The organism is uncultured Thiocystis sp. (genome assembly GCF_903866365.1).
GTDB lineage: Bacteria > Pseudomonadota > Gammaproteobacteria > Chromatiales > Chromatiaceae > Chromatium.
On sequence record NZ_CAIPNF010000143.1, the window covers coordinates 1 to 2,066 of the forward strand.

Here is a 2,066-nt window from a genome sequence, read left to right on the forward strand (position 1 = left end):
CGTAGCTCAGCCGGATAGAGCAACGGCCTTCTAAGCCGTGGGTCGCAGGTTCGAGTCCTGCCGGGCGCGCCAATTGATGAATGTCAGTTTTGCTATGGTGGACGTAGCTCAGTCGGTAGAGCGCAGGATTGTGATTCCTGTGGTCGTGGGTTCGATCCCCATCGTCCACCCCAATATAAAAGCGGTTCCGTCAGCCAAGGCTTAAATGTCACGGCTTCTCAACCCCACCCCGAACTATCGGGTCGTTAGCTCAGTTGGTAGAGCAGTGGACTCTTAATCCATCGGTCGTAGGTTCGAATCCTACACGACCCACCAAATAAATCAGCCAGTTGCGTCTCGCGACGAACTGGCTTTTTGTTGCCTCCTGAAAATTCTCCTGAAAACTATCTGGTTGCCGGAGCTTTCGATGGAAGTACGTCATACACTTTTAGCATTGCTATGGAGCGGTGGCCACTGGCCGCGAGCTTGTCGCCTTCAGCATCTGACACGCCCTTTCTTTTGAGATCGTGTACTGTAAAGCGCTCGTTCCCCAGCGTGGCCCATTCGACCATCATCCGCTGCCAGGCGGTTTGAATGGTGCTCTCCGTCATCCGCCCGCGCGAGGAACCAGGGATCACGTACAGGCTTTTGACGTTACCGTGCAGAGTGAGCGCGCAGTCAATGGCGATCCTGAGCCGGTAAGCGCGTCTTTGCTACCCTTGCGGCGCGCGGCAAACAGCCCGTCTTCCCGGATGTCCTCGCGGCGCAGATCGCAGACTTCAGAGATCCGCAAGCGACACAGATAAGCCAACTCAGCAACCGGGATCAGGTACGGGTGGCGCGGTCCCGCATGAGCGAGGAAGGCGGCATACTCGCCGTCGTTGACATAGCGCTGGCGGGCGGATTCCTTTAATGACTTAACCCCGCGCGCCGGGTTCGATGCCATCAAGTCGCGCTCAAAGGCCCACGCGAACAGGCGGCGCAGATAGCGCAACTCATGGTTGGCGCGCGAGCGGCTGCGCTCGGCGCGTTTTTCGACGTAGGAACGCACCGCTCCGGGCGTCCAGTCCGAGAGGCGGGTTGTGCCAACAAGGACGCCCGCTTTCGTTTCGGCCTTGACGATTGATTCGGCGCAGATGCGGTAGTCGCGGCGGGTGCTGTCGGCCAGATCCTCCCATGCTGGCGAGGATTCAAAGCTGGCGATGAGCATCTGCACGGTATCGGCTGGCGGTGCGCGCGTGATGGCTTCGTAGGCGTCCCAGATTTCCCGGAGCGTGGCGGATGCTCCGGCTAGCCTGTGCGCATTCTGCTTTTGGGTTGTCGTATCGTACTTTTTCCATAGCCAGCGCCCGCGCCCTGTCGCGTCCCAATAGACATACGGCGGCAACGCATCCGGCTTAATCCCGTTTGGAAGCGAAACGGATCGTTGTCGCGGCCTGGGTGACATCAGAACTCCAGTCGTTTAGCGAGTGCAGCTTGCGCGCCCTTCAGTCCGAGCGCGGCGTTCACGGCGTCGAGTGTAGTCCAGATGCCGGTTCGCCCGCGAAAAAAAGAGACTCCGTTTTCTCTGCACCATCGCTCAATATCTCCTTGTCGCTGATACCCGGTCAGGCGCTCAAGGTCGCTTGGCGAAAACGCTGATGGATGCGTTTGGCTTGGTGTTTTAGTCATGGGCGCAGTGTCTCCGGATGCATCCGTAAAACGCGGCGGCTTCAAGCAGATCCAGCGTCTTCATCCATGGACCTTCCTTTTTTGACAACACCGAAACGGCATGATCGACCGTTGCTCTTGGGTGGCAGCAACGGTTTCCAGCAGGGCCTGCACCGTGCGCGTCCCAAGCAACGCACCGCGCTTGCGCATCAAGGCATCCGGTCGATACCCCCACGCTCTGAGTAGGCCATCCGCATCGCCCGATGCCCCCAAGCGCGCCAAGACGCGCCGTAAAAATTCGCGATGGGTTAAAAAGCGTTCGGAACGCGACATCGCCGCCGTCATGGCGAGTCGGATCTCGGCGGTCTTCTCGACAGGAAGATCGCGCGAAGTCGGTTCGTTGATTGGCATCGTTGACATCCTTTAATGCACCGACG

3 protein-coding genes and 2 tRNA genes are annotated in these 2,066 nt (G+C 58.9%); 2 read left to right on the top strand and 3 right to left on the bottom strand.

Translation table 11 applies throughout. The features are described from left to right. The first annotated feature begins 97 nt into the window (after positions 1 to 97). Positions 98 to 173, top strand: a tRNA-His gene (locus QZY07_RS08230). A gap of 66 nt (positions 174 to 239) precedes the next feature. Continuing rightward, positions 240 to 315 (top strand) — tRNA-Lys (locus QZY07_RS08235). Between the two features lie 298 nt (positions 316 to 613). On the opposite strand, the gene QZY07_RS08240 is transcribed toward QZY07_RS08235, so the two are convergent. The 3 genes from QZY07_RS08240 to QZY07_RS08250 are packed head-to-tail and all read right to left on the bottom strand — an operon-like array spanning position 614 to position 2,040. Further along, on the bottom strand, positions 614 to 1,366 hold the full coding sequence (locus tag QZY07_RS08240) for a hypothetical protein (RefSeq protein ID WP_295401475.1): 753 nt from the start codon (positions 1,364 to 1,366) through the stop codon (positions 614 to 616). 59 nt (positions 1,367 to 1,425) lie between these two features. After that, on the bottom strand, positions 1,426 to 1,650 hold the full coding sequence (locus tag QZY07_RS08245) for a hypothetical protein (RefSeq protein ID WP_295401477.1): 225 nt from the start codon (positions 1,648 to 1,650) through the stop codon (positions 1,426 to 1,428). Positions 1,651 to 1,710: 60 nt separating this feature from the next. After that, positions 1,711 to 2,040 (bottom strand): hypothetical protein, encoded by a 330-nt coding sequence (locus QZY07_RS08250; protein WP_295401478.1) that lies wholly within the window; start codon positions 2,038 to 2,040, stop codon positions 1,711 to 1,713. Positions 2,041 to 2,066 lie beyond the last annotated feature (26 nt).

Excerpts from the sequence above, each read along its gene's own strand:
- QZY07_RS08250 (WP_295401478.1), bottom strand. The coding sequence starts at position 2,040 with ATGCCAATCAACGAACCGACTTCGCGCGATCTTCCTGTCGAGAAGACC.
- QZY07_RS08245 (WP_295401477.1), bottom strand. The coding sequence starts at position 1,650 with ATGACTAAAACACCAAGCCAAACGCATCCATCAGCGTTTTCGCCAAGC.